General features: G+C 39.7%; 22 protein-coding genes and 1 pseudogene. 6 read left to right on the top strand and 17 right to left on the bottom strand.

What is annotated here, in order from left to right:
- Window positions 1–27: 27 nt before the first annotated feature.
- Entirely contained in the window at window positions 28–1,485 is a 1,458-nt protein-coding gene (locus B0I21_RS19450) for a BNR-4 repeat-containing protein (RefSeq protein ID WP_133642163.1), read from the bottom strand.
- A 274-nt stretch (window positions 1,486–1,759) separates the two neighbouring features.
- Between B0I21_RS19450 and B0I21_RS19445 the strand changes: the two genes are divergently transcribed.
- Both B0I21_RS19445 and B0I21_RS19440 read left to right on the top strand, forming a co-directional pair.
- Window positions 1,760–2,665, top strand: coding sequence for a helix-turn-helix domain-containing protein (locus tag B0I21_RS19445; protein WP_133642162.1), 906 nt, complete (start codon window positions 1,760–1,762; stop codon window positions 2,663–2,665).
- A 535-nt stretch (window positions 2,666–3,200) separates the two neighbouring features.
- Complete coding sequence (locus B0I21_RS19440; protein WP_133642161.1) at window positions 3,201–3,674, top strand: hypothetical protein; 474 nt, start codon at window positions 3,201–3,203, stop codon at window positions 3,672–3,674.
- A 1,546-nt stretch (window positions 3,675–5,220) separates the two neighbouring features.
- Here the strand turns inward: B0I21_RS19440 and B0I21_RS19435 are convergent.
- Complete coding sequence (locus B0I21_RS19435) at window positions 5,221–5,712, bottom strand: JAB domain-containing protein (RefSeq protein ID WP_133642160.1); 492 nt, start codon at window positions 5,710–5,712, stop codon at window positions 5,221–5,223.
- Between the two features lie 777 nt (window positions 5,713–6,489).
- Between B0I21_RS19435 and B0I21_RS19430 the strand changes: the two genes are divergently transcribed.
- Entirely contained in the window at window positions 6,490–7,005 is a 516-nt protein-coding gene (locus B0I21_RS19430) for an RNA polymerase sigma factor (protein ID WP_133642159.1), read from the top strand.
- A gap of 255 nt (window positions 7,006–7,260) precedes the next feature.
- The gene (locus B0I21_RS19425) at window positions 7,261–7,506 is read left to right on the top strand and encodes a RagB/SusD family nutrient uptake outer membrane protein (protein ID WP_208292401.1); all 246 of its coding nucleotides are present in this window, start codon (window positions 7,261–7,263) and stop codon (window positions 7,504–7,506) included.
- 266 nt (window positions 7,507–7,772) lie between these two features.
- Here B0I21_RS19425 and B0I21_RS19420 read toward each other — a convergent pair whose 3' ends face one another.
- The 10 genes from B0I21_RS19420 to B0I21_RS19380 form a co-directional block, all read right to left on the bottom strand.
- Window positions 7,773–8,870, bottom strand: coding sequence for a TlpA family protein disulfide reductase (locus B0I21_RS19420; RefSeq protein WP_133642158.1), 1,098 nt, complete (start codon window positions 8,868–8,870; stop codon window positions 7,773–7,775).
- Between the two features lie 347 nt (window positions 8,871–9,217).
- The gene (locus B0I21_RS19415) at window positions 9,218–9,763 is read right to left on the bottom strand and encodes an RNA polymerase sigma factor (RefSeq protein WP_243836301.1); all 546 of its coding nucleotides are present in this window, start codon (window positions 9,761–9,763) and stop codon (window positions 9,218–9,220) included.
- An 8-nt stretch (window positions 9,764–9,771) separates the two neighbouring features.
- The gene (locus tag B0I21_RS19410; RefSeq protein ID WP_133642157.1) at window positions 9,772–10,092 is read right to left on the bottom strand and encodes a hypothetical protein; all 321 of its coding nucleotides are present in this window, start codon (window positions 10,090–10,092) and stop codon (window positions 9,772–9,774) included.
- Between the two features lie 298 nt (window positions 10,093–10,390).
- Window positions 10,391–11,062, bottom strand: a complete 672-nt coding sequence (locus B0I21_RS19405) for an integrase core domain-containing protein (RefSeq protein WP_133642156.1) — start codon at window positions 11,060–11,062, stop codon at window positions 10,391–10,393.
- A 213-nt stretch (window positions 11,063–11,275) separates the two neighbouring features.
- Window positions 11,276–11,473 (bottom strand): transposase, encoded by a 198-nt coding sequence (locus tag B0I21_RS19400; protein WP_133642155.1) that lies wholly within the window; start codon window positions 11,471–11,473, stop codon window positions 11,276–11,278.
- Between the two features lie 13 nt (window positions 11,474–11,486).
- Window positions 11,487–11,633 (bottom strand): hypothetical protein, encoded by a 147-nt coding sequence (locus B0I21_RS20335; RefSeq protein WP_208292400.1) that lies wholly within the window; start codon window positions 11,631–11,633, stop codon window positions 11,487–11,489.
- Window positions 11,634–12,082: 449 nt separating this feature from the next.
- Entirely contained in the window at window positions 12,083–12,760 is a 678-nt protein-coding gene (locus tag B0I21_RS19395) for a DUF421 domain-containing protein (RefSeq protein WP_133642154.1), read from the bottom strand.
- Window positions 12,757–13,449, bottom strand: coding sequence for a DUF421 domain-containing protein (locus B0I21_RS19390; RefSeq protein WP_133642153.1), 693 nt, complete (start codon window positions 13,447–13,449; stop codon window positions 12,757–12,759). The genes B0I21_RS19395 and B0I21_RS19390 overlap by 4 nt, the downstream gene beginning before the upstream one ends.
- A 102-nt stretch (window positions 13,450–13,551) precedes the next feature.
- Window positions 13,552–13,998, bottom strand: a complete 447-nt coding sequence (locus B0I21_RS19385) for an SRPBCC family protein (protein ID WP_133642152.1) — start codon at window positions 13,996–13,998, stop codon at window positions 13,552–13,554.
- A gap of 90 nt (window positions 13,999–14,088) precedes the next feature.
- A complete protein-coding gene (locus tag B0I21_RS19380; protein WP_133642151.1) occupies window positions 14,089–15,165 on the bottom strand; it encodes a spore photoproduct lyase family protein in 1,077 nt (358 codons plus the stop codon).
- Window positions 15,166–15,661: 496 nt separating this feature from the next.
- Here B0I21_RS19380 and B0I21_RS19375 point away from each other — a divergent pair, with 496 nt between their 5' ends.
- Both B0I21_RS19375 and B0I21_RS19370 read left to right on the top strand, forming a co-directional pair.
- Window positions 15,662–16,033, top strand: a complete 372-nt coding sequence (locus B0I21_RS19375) for a response regulator (protein ID WP_133642150.1) — start codon at window positions 15,662–15,664, stop codon at window positions 16,031–16,033.
- A gap of 83 nt (window positions 16,034–16,116) precedes the next feature.
- On the top strand, window positions 16,117–17,622 hold the full coding sequence (locus B0I21_RS19370) for a PAS domain-containing sensor histidine kinase (RefSeq protein WP_133642149.1): 1,506 nt from the start codon (window positions 16,117–16,119) through the stop codon (window positions 17,620–17,622).
- 47 nt (window positions 17,623–17,669) lie between these two features.
- Here the strand turns inward: B0I21_RS19370 and B0I21_RS19365 are convergent.
- The 5 genes and pseudogenes from B0I21_RS19365 to B0I21_RS20440 all read right to left on the bottom strand — a co-directional run bounded on the left by B0I21_RS19365 (window position 17,670) and on the right by B0I21_RS20440 (window position 20,485).
- Window positions 17,670–18,097, bottom strand: a pseudogene (locus tag B0I21_RS19365) (DUF1810 domain-containing protein).
- A gap of 264 nt (window positions 18,098–18,361) precedes the next feature.
- Window positions 18,362–18,859, bottom strand: a complete 498-nt coding sequence (locus B0I21_RS20455) for a GlgX family protein (protein WP_243836299.1) — start codon at window positions 18,857–18,859, stop codon at window positions 18,362–18,364.
- A gap of 31 nt (window positions 18,860–18,890) precedes the next feature.
- Window positions 18,891–19,277 carry a hypothetical protein gene (locus tag B0I21_RS20450; RefSeq protein WP_243836297.1) on the bottom strand — a complete coding sequence of 129 codons (387 nt, stop codon included), beginning with the start codon at window positions 19,275–19,277 and terminating at the stop codon, window positions 18,891–18,893.
- Between the two features lie 65 nt (window positions 19,278–19,342).
- Window positions 19,343–19,762 carry an alpha-amylase family glycosyl hydrolase gene (locus B0I21_RS20445; RefSeq protein WP_262708497.1) on the bottom strand — a complete coding sequence of 140 codons (420 nt, stop codon included), beginning with the start codon at window positions 19,760–19,762 and terminating at the stop codon, window positions 19,343–19,345.
- 495 nt (window positions 19,763–20,257) lie between these two features.
- Complete coding sequence (locus tag B0I21_RS20440) at window positions 20,258–20,485, bottom strand: hypothetical protein (RefSeq protein WP_243836284.1); 228 nt, start codon at window positions 20,483–20,485, stop codon at window positions 20,258–20,260.
- Between the last annotated feature and the right edge of the window lie 312 nt (window positions 20,486–20,797).

Genomic DNA, 20,797 nt, shown 5'->3' with positions numbered 1-20,797 from the left:
ATTTGGTATAGCTCTATATTTTCTCGGTTATTTTCTCACCTTTTCTGGGGTCAGCAATTCCGTCGTGCCGCTGCTGGGAAGCCTAAATACTTCGCCTTTTTTGTTGGTAAAATAGATGTATGATATAGACTCTTTGCGCCCATCTCCATCTGCCCAGAGTCCATAGAAGTCATTTATGGCATTATTTGGGCGGCGCAGGTAGCCGTGGTTGCGCTCACTTTTGCTGGTAAGTAGTTTTTCGCGTTTCCAGCGTTCTCCACCATCATGGCTTACCCATGCGGCGATCTCCCCGCCGGGGTTAAAGGCCTGTGGACCGGTCTCTGTTGGTCCGATGATGCGCACCCTCCACTTTCCCTCGCTATAGATGGAACCCATATCATAATTGCTGTCCGAGGAGGTGACCACGGTATTTACCCACTTGCTTGATCGCCTCCCCACGTGGAAAAGATGCCAGTCCCGGGGACCGTTCTGCGGACCGGGCTGCGGACCTTTGCTGGTAACAGATAGGATCAATGGATTTCCCTTTTCATCGAAATTAATGTCCAGCAGGTAGTTGTTAAGCTTATCGGGCGTGAAGTCCTGCACCAGGGCGATATTCTCGCGCTCGGTCAACGGACCATCGACCAGCTGCTGATCCAAGGTTCGCCAAGACTGCCCCCAGTCCGAGCTCTCCAGATAATAGAGGTTGGTACGATAGTCGAGTCCCTTCCCATTGGGGTGGAAATCAAAGGCTACACCAATCTTACCGCCTGCCAATGCGCTCACCTGATAGTGACCGCCCTCAATATTTGCCAGTACCTTCCATTCATCCCAGTTTTTACCGTCTTTACTGGTGTTGTAGCCTATCACCCGGCGGTGTTTGGCATCGTACCTAGAAAAAAGCGCCAGGAAGCCTTTATCCTTGTCATGATACACCTGAAAGTAAGAGAAGTTGGTAAACGGCTTTTTCATGCCGCCAACTATTTCTGTCGCCTCTACAAGCTCGAACTCCGCGATGTCGTATGGTCTCTTTGAGCGAGAGATATACGAGGGCCGCTCCACGCCATGCGAAGTGGAAAATATCCATACGTATCCCGATGCATCGATAGAGATTACGGGATTGTCATGTGCATCGATGGTCTTCTTATCGAGAACGATGGTGGGATTGGCTACTTTTTTTGTACGGTGGTCATAATAGGATACGCTGTGCAGCAGGGTGCTGTTGCGCTCGTCCGTGCCCCCATAACAGAAGAATGTCCTGTTGGATTCTTTGGAGTAGATTGCAAAGGGCCGGTGGTTGGCAGGATAAGTTCCGAGACCGCCACTGTACTTAAAGGCATATTCATTTCCCGTTGGCTGGATCATATACCAGATACCCCTAAATCCGTTAGCTTTCGTATTCAAAATGGTTTTAGCAGCCGGTTTTGCTTGCTGCGCAACACCAAGATAGCTAAAAAAAATTAGCAAAAATAGGGTAAAAAGGACTGGTGTAAAATGTGATTTCATAGTTTTTTAATTAGTTAGCGGCTTAGTCAAAATAGTAATCAGCCATAAAAAAAATGGAATAATTCAATTATATATTAGTTATAATCCAACCAATATGATATCTGCAAAACAGGATGACATTTTATGTCACATTTTGCTTACTAAAATGTAATTGCTTTTTATTCCTAATTTATAATTGTATATAGCGTTTAAAATATTCGATATAAAGTACTTAAATAAAATTTAAAATATCGATATACGAGTTCAACCATTATATGTACCAAATAAACACGTCATGAACCACAGAGTACCAGAGAAAGTAAAAATAGATCCGTCCGACACCAGGCAGAAGTTTAAGGAAATTAATATTAAATTATTATGTTGCAGATATTGGATATTAAACGAATGGGATTGTCTTGACCTATCGGTGCCTTTCTGGCGGATTTATTACAATTCTATCGAAGGTGCTAAAATAAGATTTCAAAATCAGCTCGTTTTGCTAAACAAAAGAACACTGGTGATCATTCCGCCAAACACAGCATTCGCGGGCTTCTTATCTGATGAGGACAGCCCTAAAACTTCGGAGAATATTGCTGGGCGGCAGTTCACGGAAACAGATGACATAGGGTCGATAGGCGCTAACTCCAAGGTGGATCACCTATTCATGCACTTCACCTTGGGATTCCCTATGGATTATGCAAAACCCGGAATCTACGCCCTGAAAAAAAATGCGGAGCAAAATATGCTGGTGGAGCAGATCATACAAACCTGCATCCAGCGGAATCACTTCAGTTTCTTTGACTGTCTAAAGATCAATGCCCTTATCAGCTCGTGCGTGCTGCAGCTAGAGAGTATCCTGCCGGAAGCGTACCCTATAGACCAGCGGATATCCTCGGTGATGAAATTTATCGAACATAACAAAAACCGGTCGCTATCAAACCAAGAATTTGCCAGCATGGTTAACATGGCCCCCAATTCTTTTGCCCGCCTTTTTAAGAACTGTACAGGAGTAACCATACAGCAGTACGTGGCAAAAAAGAAAATTGAGAATGCACTTGACCTGATACATCATAGCAACAAAAATATCGATGAAATAGCCTACGAATGCGGATTTGCTGATCGCTTCCACTTCTCGAAGTGTTTCAAGAAAAATATGCATGTAAATCCATCCTACTACAAAAAGAACCTAACGTTTATCTAAGCTATCTAATTAATGTATTTCAATCCACGACAGGATTACAAAACTACTGAGAATGCAGGGAGATTACATCACTATTCCCTACATAATTGCGTGTCCTTTTTAGGTTGATGTGCACTTGGCAGAATATCCAAAAAAACTTTTTCTAGAAATACATAATTCTAAGCATACTTAGGGTATACGAAATCTTGATATAATATTGGCCGTTTGTTGCAGTTCTTATATCATCATGTTATGTGAAATGCTATACCGAGGTTGCTAAGTTAGTCGACGTACAAAGTTTGACCTTTCTTTTTTATAGCAATTCCCTGCCAAAAAATAATCAAGTAAAAGAGAAATACATGCAACCAACTTAATACGCTCACACGTCACGGTCTATTTGAATCCATAAGCTCCTCATTGAATGATCGTTCCAACTTTGTACAGTAAATCACTGATGTAAATAGTATAATAACTATCGCATTGAAGAAGTTAAAGTTACATCTATTCATCTTTTTTCATAATTTAGTGATTGCTAAATATATAAATGTATATTGAAATGAGAAACAGCTTTCTAAGCATTATAATTTGCCTTGTTATCTCCTCGTGCGCAAAAAATGGGTCAATTGTTTCTGAGGATGCACGTATCGACATTTTAAAGATCAAGTTTAATAGAAATGGCAGCAATGTACTTCGCAAAAATGGTTTAGATACCTCAGCAATCAATGTGCAATACGTCACAAACGATATCGCTATCGATTATCCATATGCTAATGTGACCTTTCCAAAAGGGTATCGCATAGTTGAACTTAATGGCGAAAAAATTCTGGAAGTACATCTTTGCAGTGACAAGACATCCGGTGCGAAAACCCTTCTGTCATTAGTCACAGGAAGGACAGATACGATAACTTCAAATTTTTTAAAAACAGAAAATGTTGTTCGGTATTCAAAGGTTTGGTATAACGGCAACCTAGTTTTCGATTCAGAATCCGATATCAAAATAGTGCCCGACTTCATCGAAGTTGAAATATAATAGTGAATAGCAAACATCTGCACAAAAGAGGACTCTGGGCAAATTAAATTAGTTCTATCTAACTTGTCAAGCGACATGTATGTAAGGTGTTGGTTTCTCGAGCATGTATGCATTTATTACCACGTACTCTAGGCTTGTTGTGTAGCTTGATCTTATACAAAGGTCCGCCACGAGTGATGCAGAATATTACTACTACCAAAGCGAAGATTCCATACTGCCTTATCAAAAAATAGTAAAGCTAAGATCTTGCACTGAACGCAATAACTCCTCATATAATCATCTGAAAAAGGTTCGCTTAGTAAATTAGCAATGTAGCAAAAGAATGCCTCCAATCAGCTCGACAGTTAGGAGTACCGGGAGGTTTAACCTTTGCGGTGATGAATTCCAAAACTAATCAACCATTTTGCTTTTTCCATCCATGAATGCTTGATAGGTTTCAACCGCAATTCTATTGAAAGATTGCTATCTCCATAAAGTCTTTTATTACTTAAACGGCATCAACGTACCTAACATCTTATACGCTCACCGTAGAGATCAGTAATTCCGCCCAACGTTTCTATAGATGCAAAAGCCGCTTCTCTTGCCATATAGCAGCCAGTGGTTACGATCAGGGGTTATGCGCGGCATAATGCTACGCCAATCAGAGCAGCGCAGATATGAGCCTGAGATTAGTTTAAAAGAAGAGCTAAGTTTGCCGCCCGAAGGTAGCGTGCGGCAGGGTATTATCAGCAGCGAGATATCCTTAATCTCGTTAAAATTCAATAAGCGTATAGTTGGTAAAATTCAAAATAAACGCAACGCTTGCTGTATGCGTTGATCCAAAAATTTTATGCAAGCTTAGAATTTATAATGCTTTTCAAAGCATTAAGTGAGATAGATTCGGGACTATGTTTTGCAACCCGGAAGCAACCAACGGATTACTATGATAATGCAATCAAAAAAAGTACAGGATAAATTGTTAAACAATCTTGTTAACAGGGGATCAGCAAACCTTTAATGTGTACGTACCAGAACCTGCAATTTAATTGAATTTGAAAGCTTTTACAAGTTTATTCCTAATTAAAATAGCTCTCCATGTCACCATGGAGAGCATCTGCTTATGAAAATATGCCCCGGGGAGGGGCACCTCAATTGCTTAAATGTACAGCTATTATTTGGATTCAAAGGTGATGTGCATCAGTTTCAAACTAAAAAAAAAACGAACATTATTCCCCCGACCTATCATTTTTAATATTTCTTCAACACGATCCTTCCGATAAAATTCTGGAATGGCAAAGGCATTATTTTAATATAGCTAACAGGATTAAGGGTAAATCTCAAAAAAAAGTCTTCGCCGTGCTCTTCGAGGTAAAACATTGGCTTGCTAACGCAGATCCTTCACAAGTCTATTAGCTTTAACATTTTCTAGAGAAAATGCTTAAAAGCCCAAGCCAGAACGAACTTCCCCACTTAATAAGATGAATTTCGCTTCCATTGTACTTGCCGCCAGCAAATACGCCGTACCTTAAGGTGCTGATAAACGCTTTAGTCAAGATCGGGTAAGGGCTTATAATAAACCTTCATCCCGAAATGAAAAATAACTATCAGCTGTCAATATGATGTGGTCATTAAGACGAATATCGAATAGATTTCCAGCTTCACAGATCTTTGTTGTCAATTCGCGATCTGCGCCGCTCGGTTTCAATGTGCCGCTGGGATGATTATGTGCAACCACTATTGAGCAGCTTTTGCAAAGCAGCGCTGTTGAGAAAAGTATCCGCAGATCGACTACCACAGCATCAAGCCCTCCCTTGGCAACGATCTGGAATCCCAGTAGGTTGAGTTGACTCGAAAAACATAACAGGTAAAATGACTCACGGATTTCGAGATCATCTAGGTCCCAAATATTGCGAAGTAATCCTGCTACTTTCTTGGATGAATTGATACAGTGGTATTGATGATCGGCTAAAATTTCTGTTTTCTTGTAGGTCAGTGCTAGTTCATTGGCAAATGCCATTTGTTTTTTGTTCTGCGCTAGGTTGTTTGCTACATTCTTCATGAGATGAGATTTTAAAATTAAAAATTAATTAACACCCCCTCCCCACAAGCTAAGAGGTTGATTAAGCAAACAGCAACAATGGAAAATGAACGCAGTGATGGAGGTTCCATCACGGATGGATACCCATTTTACAGCAGTTGCTGTTTAGGTGTGATGGCTCAAGCCACAGTCGCGTATCAACCTGGCGAAGTAACTTTGTGTGCAATTAATGATTTGATACCCTTGCTTATCTTCTCGATCCAAGTTCTAAACATTTTGCTCAGAGAGACATTAAAGCATATTCATATATTTGTTTTTTCCACTGTAACCTCTGATTAATTTTTTTTTAAATTGGCGACGCTGAATGTATTTCTGAAGACTCTAAAAGTTCAGATGTGCTTCAAAAAAAAGGAAAGCATTAAATTCATATCCCCGTTTAAACCATACCCCTGATACATATACAATAAAAAAGTCTTAAAACATGTAAAGTACTATACAAGCTCACGATCTTACGACCACGTGCCATCGAAGCTATAAGCGTAGGGTTAGGCTAGCTTTCGGAACTTCTTCTTGATTTGAATTTAAAATACCTACGCGAAATACGTATATTTTTCATGGATTTTTTTTGGAAATCTAATTCGTTCCAGATTACTTGTACCAGCTGAGAATAAATGGTGAAAAATACGTAATGAGTAGGTAATTTATGGTCACGCTCTATATAGTAATTTTTCAAGCGTTTTTAAGGAAATATAGTGCATTGTTTTTGTAGCGAATAAGTACATCAACTAAAAACATATTATGACCAATAGAGATTTAACATGCGCAATTAAGGAAAATACTCCAATTTTAAAGAATATAGCCTTGAAATTTACCAAAGACGCTGAGGAAATACAGGAACTCGTCCAGGAAACCCTCGCTCTTTCAATGAAATTTTATGAGAAATATTTTAATAACCCTCGCCTCATCGCTTGGCTTTATGTCATCATGAAAAATGTTTACATTAATAGCTACCGAAGGAACCAGAAACGGATACGTTATGAGAACTATCAGATAAATGGATTTAAAGGTGATGGGTACTTGGAACCATCAACGCATAATCTCGCCAATAAAACCTTTCTGGAAAAAGATGTAAAAAATTTACTGAGCAAATATCCTAACGAATATTATGAGCTTTTTTTGAGATACACGGAGGGCTATAAATACAGGGAACTATCTAAGATCTATTCATTGCCTGAAGGAACTGTCAAAACGCGGATTCACCATATGCGTAAATATTTGCAAAGCCGATTATCTGCGTACAGGAATACAGCTTAGAAAAATAGTACATATCAATACAATAAAATAAGATTGACATGCTTTCAAAGCGAAGTCTATCTTGCGGTATATTAAATCTTAACTAGCATCTGTCTTGATACCTTCGTTTATCGAGACAGATGCTACGGTCTGTGATTGGAGGCTTGTGTACTTGCGCGGATTTGTTCTCGTTGGTTCCAGGACCGTTCTGCTAAATAAACATCCTAAAACACACATGCACCAGCGCTAATACCTTATCATAACCCGGCCATCCGGTTGACGGAAGTATACTATATGCTCGCGGAATGCAAATGGGGAAGCGGAGATATCGCTGGCGCCGCAGAACTCATCAATATCGTGCGTAAGAGGAATTTTACGGCTGGCGTTGATCCAGATCCGGTAACGATAGCCGATCTGGATAAATACCGCTTCCTGGACGATTGGAGCATTGAATTCTTGGGCGAAGGACGGCGGAGGACCTACTTGATCCGGTGGGATGCATTTGCTACCGAAGCTTGGTGAGATCATCAAACTTCGAGTTCGAAGCATCTACACCGCTTTCCGGTACCTACCGAAGCTATATCAGGTAACAACAGTCTCGAACAAAACCCCGGCGACTGATAATCAATTAAAATACAAAAGTTTGCCAAGCCTCAGGTCGCCTGGGGCTTTGCCTTTTTACAATCAAAAGATTTTATTCGTTTTTTGAGACAATTGCTAATGTAAATCTTCATAAATTATAGCAGTTATCAATGGCGTTAAAACAGGGTAATGCCATTGATCCCTTCTTATTTGATATTGGAAAATATTTGATCAATGTGGTTATAAAAATCTTCAGTTTCACCTATGAATATTTTTAAAATATTACCGTCTGGATCAATAATAATTTTTGTCGGAAAGGCAGTTATTTGAAATTTATGAGTTAGATCTTCTTTTTGAGAACTGTTTAGATATTGCGACCAGCTTAGCTGATTTTCAATTATTGCCGATCTCCAATTTACTTCTTCATCTTTACAAGCAATTCCAATGAAATTGATTTTATCTCCATATTTCTGAAAGTATTCTTTCATTTTTGGCATTCCGGCTATACAAGGCGCACACCATGAACCCCAAAAGTCTAGCACTGTATGTTTACCTAACAGATCTTTGGCATTAATTTGCTGTCCATTCTCACTTTTTAAATTGAAATCGGGAGCAATTAGGCCTTCTTCCAAATGTGCCTCCATTTTAAGTCGGTCATTAACCTTTGTAAGGTACTTAGAATTCAATAAATCGTGGTCGAAAAGATTGATTATATTCTCTATTTCTTTGTTATCTATACCTTGTAGGTAATTTGCTAGTATAAAAGCTCCGACTATATTGTCCGTATTCTCAAAGACGAATTCCTTAGCAACTTCCTTTTGAATATCTACAATTCTGTCATATAATTTTTTATAAATTTTTTGTTCAACGTCAGTTTTCCCTTCTACATAGCTTGAATCTATAACACTTCTTGCCATTTTAACAAGAGGGTTGAATCTACTTTTAAATTCATTATACTTGATCTGTGCTTTCCTATCTGTCATCTCCACATTCGTACTGTTTACCTCATCAAATTCGGAGTTAAAGTGCACTTCCCCGTCACCGATAAAAAAATCCTTTTTTACATATTCATTTGATTTAGTTTTAATAGCAACAATGGTAACAAGTTCTGGATGCTTCATGTCTCGTTGAAAATAAAAATCTCCATTAGTAGACATTAGGGTGTCAATTTTAATTCCATCCCCAAAGAGAATCATTAAAGAGTCGTTGGTATGGATTTTACCTTTAACATTTAAACTTTGGGCAAAGATCTCCCTGCCCATGATACATTGCAATATCATAGTTAAGATGAATAATTTTTTCATACAGATTTAGGTATTAAAAATTAATTTAAGAATGCTATTTACTTGAAATAAAATAAATAAAACAATAAATGTTTGGGCGAGTAATACGGTCTGATAGAATGAAATATTTAATGTGTGTTGTACTGATTCCGTGAGGAAATCAAATTTCCAACAACCCAAAGAAATACCAAGGACAAAAAATAGAATACTAAAAACTCGATGTTTAGCAAAATACTTATCCTTCCAATTTTTATATTCAATCCTGTTTAATAAATCTTTTTTAAAATGATCGTTAGAAATAGTCAATTTTCCTCTACTCATTATCTTGGAGAAAAAAGGATCATTTGTAAATTCTTTGGCCATATTTCTTAAAATTTTGATTTCATTAAATGATTGATAATGCTCAGCATATTTTTTCTTCCCCTATGCAGAAGGGTTTTAACATTGGATTCAGACCATCCAGTGATTTCAGTTATATTTTTTATGTTTTGTTCATCTAAATAGAATAAGCGCAAAGCTAAACTTTCATTTGAATTCAGCCTTTTCAATCCTTCCTTGATCAATATGTCTTGCTCTTCTTGTATTATAAGGTTAAACTGGTCTTCATCTAATACCTCGGTATCTAATTCTTCGTAGGTTATATTAAGATGTTTCTTTTTTTTCTTCAGATAAAGGAAAGACTCATTCACTACAATGCGGTAGAACCAAGTGCTGAATTTGGAATTGTTCCTGAAGCTTTTAATATTTTTATATGCCTTTATAAAGGCGCACTGCACAACTTCCTCAGCTTCATATTGATTTTTAAGAATTGAGCTAGCTATTGAAAATGCCATATCTTTATAGTTATCAATGATGTACTTAAAGGCATCAGAATTTCCTTCACAAATTTTCTTTATATAGATTTCCTCCATCATTCTATGGATTACTTTCTTTGAACATAATGAGCAATAATTAATGATAATGCACCACTTATACTCAGAATTCCGATCGGAATAGAGCCGGGGCCTTTTAATAGGCCATTTTTTGCTAAGAGCCCGATAACAAGCAAACCAAAACCTAAGCCGAGTACTACTATCCCCAATTTAAACCAAGGTACTCCCAGTTTCTCTTTATCTATGTAAAGACCCTTCTCAATCATGAGCATTTTTTCCTTATGTCTTGCTTTATGTGCGAAATACCAGGTTAAAAAACCAAACAATAGGAGAATGAATGTCAGGGCAATGAACATAATAAGTTTTTCCATATTACTTTTTGTAGATATGATTCCTAAATGAGGCAAAAGGTTACAGAAAATATAAAATATATCATGCACATTTAGCAGGCTTACCTAACTAGATCTCTATAAGGGATGTATTAATTATTCGATGTTGCGCGTGTCTTTCGTAGATATAACTATTTAACTTATTAAAATTATATTAACCCAGATTTTGAAGTGATCAAAAAAATTCTATTTAACGCTCATTAGCTCGGTAAGGCGGTAGACTTACTTGTTTTTGAAGCCTTCCAGTTCTTCAAACATTGAATAAATATAAAAATACGCATTAAGAAACTAAATATTCTTTAGCGTATAACCACGGACTTATTCCATTTAGGGCTGTATATGGATGGTCTGCATTGTAATCAATCTGCCACTCATAAGCAATAGGATTAACTTCTGTTAGCCAATCAAACAGGTATGCGTCTAGTACATATCCTCTAACTGTTCGATTCAGCCGTCCGATGTAAGCATTTTGAGCGGGCTTTCCAGGTTGTATATATTGCAGTTCAATTCCGTTTTCAGTACAGAAGTCAGTGAAGACCTTTGACAAAAATTCAGGACCGTGGTCTGTTCTAATTCGCCTGGGTGTAGATCTATCCATGATCAATTCCTTTATTTTTTGTACCAGTCTAACCTCCGGTATTGAATAGAATGCTTCATTTATTAATGACTCACGATTATAATTATCGATGATATTGAGCACCGCAAACCTTCTGCCAACGGCCAGCGAGTCGCTTAGAAAATCAATCAACCAAGTTTCATTAACTGATCCGGGAACGAAGAGCTTCTCTTTAATCCTTGAGGGAATGCGGCGTTTGCGTTTGATTCTGAGCTTTAAATTGATATTTCTATAAACCCGAAGTACCCTTTTTCTGTTCCACAAAAGACCTTCTAGACGTATCTTACCATAATAGGTCTGGAACCCGCGGGCAGGATAACGAGCCGCAAGATCCATTAACTTTGAAATAACCGTTTGATCGTTCTTTTTATGAACGTAGTACTACATACTACGACTCATGCAAACAATCTTACAGGCTATGTGAATACTGATCCCTCGCTCTTTCATTGCCCCATCGACCAGCTCCTTACGTTCACAAAGCTTTAGCGCTTTTTTCAATTATATCTTTTAAAATAGGGTGGTCCAAACTCAAATCTGCAAACATCCGTTTTAAACGAGCATTTTCTTTTTGTAGTACTTTAACTCTTTAAGGCGTTGCGCATCCATACCTCTGTACTTTTGCTTCCATTGGTAGAAAGTCGGGGCGGAAATACCATGTTCTCTACGGATATCCTTGGGTGCCTTGCCTAACTCGTATTCTTTGAGATATTGACGATTTGATGTTCTGAAAACTTGCTCTTTTCTCATAATATATAACGAACTAATTTGACACTTTTAATTTTGTCTGAAAAACAGGTAAGTCTACCCGGATATTGCCCATATCTTCATAGCTAAATGTTTCGGCCATTACCGCACGTTCTGAGCCGGCTCCGCTCAGCAGTCGGTTCAGGTTATCATAGCTATACACAAAAGTGCTGTTCGCAGACCCGCCGTGCCCCCAGAGCTGCCGGGCTGTATAGATGATTACAACAGGAACATTATCCGACTTAACAGGGCCAGCCTACGCTACCCAACTTCTATCCGCACGCTAAATCTTCCCCAAGAAGCCATTGAACCTTTTGGGATTCTTCTCGACATCCCCATCCCTAGTACGATATCAGATCCGATCAGGATGATAGTGGATTATCTTGACCACATATAATGGAATCAATAGTTTGTAAAACTGCGGTACAGATATATAATTTAAGTATTTTGTTTTAATAACCTTTTTCAGAAAATCAATACGATCAAATACAGATTATACAAAGCTCTTTAAACCATCTGCGTTCTGTAGGACAAGCATTTGTATCCATTCTGCAATCGGGATTCACTTCAAATTTGCTTTTAATATTTAAAGTAAGTTTTAACCTTACACTATCAAATTATGGTGGGCAACCAGCTATTTGCTCCGCAGCCATCGCAGGATTTGCTAGCATTTCTTGCAACACCGCACATGCTACATACTTCCGAATCGTCTTCGCTTTTTAATTCTTCTGCAAGCTCTTTGTCCCATTCAGGCAATATGGAAAGTCCTGGCAAAGCTTCGTCGCGCAACTTTAGACTAAAAGTTCCGTTGGCTTCTATATAGCAACGCTGCACACTTCCCAAATGACAAATTCCTTCGGATCTTAACTCTGCAAATAGGCGCTGTCTGCTGATATTTACTTTTTTTAATCCTTGAAGATTAACCACTCCATCTTGGATGAGTGTTGTGATATCACCTGTGGTAACCTTTTCCACTAAGGGGCTTTCCGTTGATAGCCAAGAACTGATCCGCTCGAAAAATACGATAACAAGTGCAATTATTATTACGGGGAGTAACCCACGGTCTGGGGCTTGCAACGGAACCCCTACAGCTCCGGCCAATGAGACCATTGCTGCCAACTCGACTTTCGAAAGCATGGAATTCATTCTGCGACCTATCAACCGAACAGAAAAGACAATAATGAGGTATATAAATGCTACCCTTACAATTACCTCTAGAAAGAAAGATGGTGGAACCTCACCAAACAAAAGCCGGGCAGTATCCCCAAAATATATTTCATCAAATTTCATATGATTGCACCAACAAAGTTAACGCCTTGACAGCTTGAGCACGGTTCTTCAGACCTAATCTCTATTACAGCGCCACAGGCCGAGCACACTATTTTTCCTTTTTCGCCCACTACTTTCAGATCATCGCACTCTTGATCCGCCTGCGGAACAATACATAGACCTGCACGAGAATCATTGAAACGTAAGATAGAAAATTGGCCGTACGGTTCCAAATAGACTCTTCGCACCAAACCTAAATTGTACACACCATCATTTCTAAGTGCCGCAAAAAGCTGTTGCTGGGATATCTTATTAGTTTTCATTGTTTCACACTGAATTATGCCGTTTTTGACAAGCATGGCTGCTTTACCATGCGTACTATCTTCAAACTTTGGGAAGATTCTCGATAGCATATTGAACCCTTTGTGAAAGAATAATGCGCAGGATAATACAACTATGCCCAGCAAGATGCCACTTTCAGGTACTTGCATGGGTACCGAGACTATCCCTCCCATTGTGATCATAATGGCAAAATCTGCCAGCGCAAGTTGCCCAGTCATACGTTTGCCCATTAAGTTTAGTACAACGATCAGCACGATGTATATGACTAGCGCCCTAATAAGTACCTCTAGTAAAAATTCAGCAGGTGCTTCGCCCAGCAGTATGCGCTTCCAGTCGGTGATGTCCAGATCGACAGTTTCTAGTTTCATGGATAAATGCTGTAAGATTATTAAAAAAACGAAACCCACTGCTCGTAGACCGATTATACTACTGGCAATGGGTTGTTCGTCATTTTGAACTATTCAAATTATTTAGTGATTTTCTACAAAGTCCTTAAGCTCTTTTAAGGCATCGTCCCATCCCTGGGAGTGCGGATGAACGCCTTCCTCCTCCGACTCATTGCTTTGGGTTACCGATATTTCAGACCCACCATCGGTATCGCTAAACTCGACATCCAGTTTATATAAGCCATCTTTAACGGGCGCATCGTTCAGATACCAATTCCACGAGTACACTAGATGTTTATTTTCTTCGATTTTTTCATATTCGCTTTTCACCATCATATCACCATCGCTACTATCCCCGTCCGAGAAATGATAGGCTACGTCATTTGAGCCTTCCGACTGATCCATCTTTATCAAAGTTTTACCCAAAGGTTTCCACCACTGTTTGAGCTGCTCAAATTCTGTCCATGCCGCAAAAACTTTTTCTGCTGAAGCGTCAAACTTCTGTGTTGCTGTAATCTTATTTTCTGCCATAGTGTAGATATTTGTTTCTAAATAAAACGTCAACTAGTTGTGTTAGTTTCAAATTATACCACTATCAGCTGAAAAAGGTATTTTAATCCACTAAAACGCGTATCTAATCTGGCAGTATGGTATTAATTCTTTACATAGATCTACCAATTGCCCTACGATTTCCCGTTTAATGTTGTTTTTGTACCGCACGTTTCGCTGCCCAGTTTGGCTGTATTTTACCTGCTGTATATCCGGTCGCCAGAGCGCTTCTTCAGCCATGGGATGCCATAGCATATTTACGTCGTGCAAACCCTCATTGTGTGTCAGAAAGATGATCTCGGTAGATAGCTGCTGCTTTGTCTTTTCGTTAATAGAATCGTTCAGCTCGGTAAGCAGCTCTCTCCAATCTTCTAACCAATTCTCGTAGTAAATGACTGGAGCAAATGAGACGTTCACCTCGTAGCCGGCTGAAGCAAAATCGTTCATCGCCTGTATGCGGTCACTTATCGGTGAAGTGCGCACGTCTACCAGTTTGGAAATCTTATGCGGCATCAGGCTAAAACGTATACGCGTTTTTTGCTGAGGATCATATCCTAGCATTTCCGGATTTACAAATTTAGTGGCAAAAGTTAATTTACCGTTGGGAATATGGGTATACAGTTGTATCAAATCTTTCACGTTGTCGCAAATGGTGGCATCAATAGAACAATCCCCGTTTTCTCCAATCTCATACACCCAATATTTCGGATCAATTTCATCGGCGGTAGGCTTGGCGCCCTGACGGCCAGCATGGCGCTCTAGATAACCCATGATCTTTTCAATGTTTACAAACGTGGTGATCGGATTGGCATACCCTTTTCGCCTGGGCACATAGCAATACGAGCAGGACATGGCGCAGCCATTGGACTGCGAAGGGGCAATCCAGTGGGAGCTTCTACTATTGGGCCGCGCCTGCAGTGCTTTTTTGGAACCAAGTATTAGTACGTTCTTTTTATTCCACAGCCAATCCTCTGCAGAACCGGAGAATCCAAACAGCTCGGGGATATCGTTGTGTGATCGTACCTCGATGCGCCTAGCGTCCGGATACTTGGAAAGGATCTCTCGCCCACGGGCAAAATCATGTATGTCTGCTTCGTGGTATATCTCGTGGATATCCACCAAACGCTCGATGGAACTTTTATGCATCATATTCTTTTAACCTATACAACCAAGCTGGACCGAAATAGTTGCAACCAAAATTTTCGGTGTAACAAATTATTTGATGGTATAGTATCATGGCCCGCCCCTGCTGTACCGATATCGTTTTGTTGGCACAAAGAAAATATCATACTTAACAAGCTAATGCCTTTTTGAAGGAGCGATATTTAACCTATTTGTCCGCAATTTGAAAATCTATGCTATTAAGGGCAAAACTCTTAATCATTGACATTAATCTTTACTTGCCACTCAATAAGCCCAGTAGATGCCGATCTGATGAAGAGTAATAAAATCTTTCATGTGTTATACCTTTAGTTTTAGTATATTTGTACACTTCACTAAGCTATTGTATTATCCAAACTCCAACGGATCTTCGTTCCCTTCCTTAAAATTTAAAATATATTGTTCGGTAAACGTGTAGTTTACACTAGTTTGCCACCTTGGGTTGTTTTTATATGCATGATGATTTGGTAAAGCATTATTTGATATGAAGAAAAAAATACTAATTTTTGAAGATGATTTGGCCACAGCCGAGCTTGCCGGCATTGTAGCCGAACAGCTGGGGTTTGAGGTCGCCTATCGAATTAGAACGGATAGCGTGCTCAGTGATGTGGCTGCTGAATCGCCGCACATTATCCTCATGGATAACTGGATTCCCGGTGATGGTGGTTTCGATTCCATACAGCTTTTGAAAAACACTCCTACAACAGCGGACATTCCGATCATATTCTATTCGGCCAATACAGATTTTGCAGGTTTAGCCCAGACCAGTATGGCTGATGCATACATAACAAAGCCGTTTGATATCACAGATCTTGAAGGTATTATCAAGCGCTTAATACCTGATAGTAATATGTAACTACGTAATCGTACATATTCCAAAACATTGCCCCAATAATCAGGTTCTATAGAATATTCATTCATGCTGTAAAACGATTATATATGCCGGAATATGCGCAGGCTTTAAGAAAGATATTCGGTACCGCACTGGACGCGTCCGTCGATGGTGTGGTTATTACCGATAATAAATTACCCGACAATCCCATTATTTATTGTAACCAGGCATTCTGTGATATTACGGGATATAGCATGGATGAGATTATTGGCCATAACTGCCGATTTCTTCAGGCCAATGACAGAAACCAAGAAGTCCGCAGAACTATTGCAGATGCTATAAAGGAAGGGAAAGCCTGTCAAGTGGACATCCGAAATTATAAAAAGGATGGTTCGCTGTTTTTTAATGAGCTGTCTATATCCCCTGTGTACGATGAAGATGGCAACATCACTCATTTTATCGGTATCCAAAACGACATTACCCGCCGAAAAGAAGCCGAGCACAGTCTAAAGCTAGAACGCGAAAATCTTGAGAAGCGTGTTAATGAGCGTACCAAAGAACTTCAGGAGCACGAAGCCTTTTTAAAAGGTATTGTTGAAACCATCCGGGAAAGCCTCATCGTACTTAATCCGGATCTTAAAATTGCACTTGTAAATAAGCATTTTGAGAAATTTTTTAAGATCAATGCCAATGAGCTTATAGATCAAAAGTTGACAGACGTACTGGAGGGATCGTGGAATATTCCAGAATTAGTCAATTTGCTGGAAAATGTCCTGCCTGAACACAATCCGTTTGAAGACTTTGAGGTGGTTCACGATTTTCCGTATATCGGTACGCGACGCCTTATCCTTAATGCTTCCCAAATAACCGTGGGCGGGGCGTACCAAAACTGGATACTTCTTGCCATGGAAGATATCACCGAGCGATATGTTATCGAGAAGAAAAAAGATGATTTTATTGCGATTGCCAGCCATGAAATGAAAACGCCAATAACGGTTGTTAAAGGCAATCTTCAACTTTTGGAAAGAATGTTGGAAAAAGGTGATATGGAAGGTTACAAGCCACGCTTACGGCAGTCTATGGATTCGATGGAAAACCTGAACCGATTAATTTCGAATTTGCTTGATACGTCCATTTTGACATCTGGATCTACTAATAAAACATCCGAAGTAATTAAAGTTATTGATATCATCGATACCCCGCTTGCTCAGGTCGGCGAGGTTTACAAAAGCCACGACTTTGTGTTGTATGGTGATACCGATCTGGAGATTCTTGGAAACAAGGACCAGCTCAGTCAGGTGATAACCAACCTGTTGATCAATGCAGCTAAGTATTCCAAGGATTCCAAGCAGGTTGTCATGCACGTAGGCAGGGTCGGTAATTTTGCTAAGATATCGGTAACTGATACAGGTATCGGCATTGCAAAGGAAAACCATAAGAGGGTCTTTGATAGATTTTATCGCGTGTCGGGTAATGACAACAACTACTTTGGAGCTGGTATAGGATTGTACATTTCACAACAGATTGTTGCTGACCACGGAGGCACTATTTGGGTAGAAAGCGAAATCGGAGAAGGTTCGGTATTTAGTATTACGCTTCCACTTTCGAAATAACCGCTACTATCAATATCACGGTGATAGTGTTCAAAATCATTGAGCACTTATGAGTCCAGGGATTTAAGAATCGCTATTGTTTTGGAATCGCGTTTACCTACGAAGTATTTATCGATGACTTCCGTAAAAGGTGTATCATTGTCACTTACATCCTCAAATAGGGTCATACACGAGCGAAGCTTGAAAGAGTCAACCATTCCAAATATGTCCTCTGCCGAACATTTTTGTAGATCAATAAAATCTGTGTTATCTCTCTCAAATTAGAGCCTAGCACCGGGTGTTTCAAAAAAGCCCTTGCTTCTAGTCCATCTTTAATGGCATAGTATTTAGCCGTATCACTACTTCCCAAACCGGTGATTTGAGGAAATACGTACCACATCCAGTGCGAGCGCTTCTTCCCATCTCGAACTTCTTTTAGAGCTTGTAAATATTCGAGATTTTGTGCCTTGAGAAACCTATCTAGATCTACCCCCATGTTCATATCAATTTGCAGCAAAATACGCAATATCGGGCGATTATATGCCTAATTATTTTCACAAATAGATCTTTAACGAATACTAATATAGCATCCTTATTTTTAAAACAGTTGACAGTGATACGTAATTTCTGTCCGTAATCGAAAAATCCCTTACGCCATACCAACCTAAGGAACACATCACTATTTTAGAACTACTCTAGGAGATGCGCAGCTACTTATAATAAGCCATACACTCTTAAGGTAGTTATCTTGAAAGCAATTTTAGTTCTTGCACTCTAGCAAAACCATACTTGATCTGCCCTCAATACGGATTTTCGAACAAGCTTCGAACTGTGTTTCTTGGTTCTCATTTGAATCATCTGTGTAAAGCTCCAGACACCAAGAGCCTGCATACTCGCTGTTTGGTAGCTGATAATCTATTGCTTCATGATGCGCATTGAAAATTAAGAAGACATGGTCGTCAGTGATCCTATTTCCTTTTTGGTCAACAGATCGAATACCCCTACCGTTTAGATAGACGGCAAGTGATTTTGCATAGCTAGCTTCCCATGCTTCGGCAGGCATAGGCTCCCCTTCAAGTAAAAACCAAACGATGTCCTCAATCCCTGTACTGCGTAGAGGATCTCCGCTGAACCACTTACGCCTGGTAAAGGTTGGATGATTCTTTCTTAGGGCAATCAGCTTTTTGGTGAATTCCAACAGATCTTGGTCTACTTCAGCCCAATTATACCAGCTTAACTCATTATCCTGACAATACACATTATTATTTCCTTGCTGCCTGCGCGCAATCTCATCTCCCCCCTAGGAGCATAGGAACTCCATGAGATAGGAAAAATGTACTAAGCAAGTTTTTGCGTTGCTTACTGCGCAGCTTTTTCACCTGTTCATCATCGGTTGGTCCTTCTATTCCACAATTCCATGAGCGATTTTGGCTCTCTCCATCGTTGTTGCCTTCTCCATTTGCCTCATTATGCTTTTCATTATAGCTCACTAGGTCATTGGTCGTAAAGCTATCGTGAGCCGCGATAAAGTCAATGCTCGCAGTAGGTGTGCGTTTATCATTTTGATACATGTCAGAGCTACCCATTATGCTTCCGGCAAATTCTGCCAGCGTATGATCAGCGCCGATCCAATAGTCGCGTACGCAATTACGGTATTTACCATTCCATTCGGCCAATAGGTTCGGAAAACTACCTACCTGATATCCCCCTTCACCGACGTCCCGTGGCTCGGCAAACAGTTTTACCTGCGAGATGATTGGATCTTGATGAATGAAATCAAAGAATGCACTGAGCTTGTCGACCCATGAAACTCTCTTGCCAATGCCGAAGCTAGATCAAAACGAAATGCATCTACGTGCATTTCCGTGATCCAATACCTCAAACTGTCCATAAAAAGTTGGAGCACATTTGGAAGGTTTGCATTTAAAATATTTCCGGTACCGGTATAATCCATGTAAAAGCGAGGATTCTCTGTAAGCCGATAGTATGAAGCATTATCAATCCCTTTGAATGAAAGCGTAGGGCCAAGGTGGTTAACTTCTGCCGTATGGTTGTATACAACATCTAGGATAACCTCGATACCGGCTTTGTGCAGCTCCTTAACCATATCTTTAAATTCACTTACCTGACCACCATTTACGCCATTAGAGCTATAGCGGATATCTGGCGCAAAAAAACCAATGAAATTATACCCCCAATAGTTTGTGAGTCCCTGGTTTTTAAGTGCTGATCAATGACAAATTGATGAACCGGCAACAACTCAATAGCAGTAATACCTAAATCCAAAAGATATTGAACGGTCGCCGGGTGTCCAATAGCAGCATAGGTTCCTCTGATTTCCTCGGGAATATCAGGATGCGTAAAAGTAAAGCCTTTGACGTGCGTTTCGTAGATAATAGCTTTATGAAGCGGAGTCTTTGGAAGCTTGACATTCTCTCAAATGTAACCGCCATCTACCACAACTGCCTTGGGAATCTGAGAGGCATTATCTTGATCATTAAAACTAAAGTCCTTTTGATCAGGGTGTACATCGTAACCGAAGTTAGCGTCGCACCATTCTACAGCTCCCGCTATTGCTTTAGCATAGGGGGTCGATCAATAGTCTGTTAGCGGTGGACCAGTGTCCGTTAGCTGGATCCTGAGGAACATTTACGCGCTAACCATAATGCTGGCCAGGCTTCAGATCTGGAATGAATGCATGCCATACGTCGTGCTTGTGAACAATCAACTCAATACGCTGCTCTTGCGCATGGCTACTGTCATCGGTAAAAAGGCGAAGTTCGACTTTAGTCGCATCGCGGCTGAATAGGGCGAAGTTAACGCCGTCAGCGGATGGTGTCGCACCCAGCGGGTATGGCGAACCTGGAGAAACCTGTGTTTTCATGAGTCGATAAGATCAAATATGATTATCAAACACCAATTGATTCAACATGGTTATGGAATGAATGCAAATGCGTACAATGATGTTCCATATAGTTATTTATACTATGAGCAAATGAGTGAATATATATCCTTTCACCTTAGCGGCCAAGTAAGAGAAAAGTATATTAATTACCACTTATTTTAATGCAGGAATTTGATTGTATTAAAAATTAAACACACTATAGTGTACATATGTATATACACCTATATATTGATGCGCTTCTACATCAATTAATCATACTTGTGATTTGGTTAAAGGAATGTCATACGCTAA

Origin of the sequence: Sphingobacterium paludis (assembly GCF_004364125.1) — a bacterium.
In the GTDB taxonomy this organism is placed as follows: Bacteria; Bacteroidota; Bacteroidia; order Sphingobacteriales; family Sphingobacteriaceae; genus Sphingobacterium; species Sphingobacterium paludis.
This window is presented reverse-complemented; position numbering and strand designations above follow the sequence as displayed.